The 262-nt window shown below is 53.8% G+C and carries 1 protein-coding gene; it reads left to right on the forward strand.

Annotation, left to right across the window (positions count from 1 at the left end):
* The coding region (locus R0J87_RS21595) for a glycosyltransferase family 9 protein (protein WP_498888862.1) at positions 1-262 on the forward strand (262 nt) is incomplete at both ends.

Below are 262 nucleotides of genomic sequence, written 5' to 3' on the forward strand. Positions count from 1 at the left end.
GGGATGCCAGACGCCACCAGTAACGGCGCTGGCTGGAAAGGTGACCTTCCCGGAACTTGGTGCGTTAATCGATCATGCGCAGCTGTTTATTGGCGTTGATTCCGCACCGGCGCATATTGCCGCTGCAGTTAATACGCCGCTGATATCGCTGTTTGGCGCAACAGATCATATTTTCTGGCGTCCCTGGTCAAATAACATGATTCAATTCTGGGCGGGAGATTACCGGGAAATGCCAACGCGCGATCAGCGTGACCGAAATGAG

Source organism: Halomonas sp. SIMBA_159 (assembly GCF_046536035.1).
Taxonomy (GTDB): domain Bacteria; phylum Pseudomonadota; class Gammaproteobacteria; order Pseudomonadales; family Halomonadaceae; genus Vreelandella; species Vreelandella venusta_A.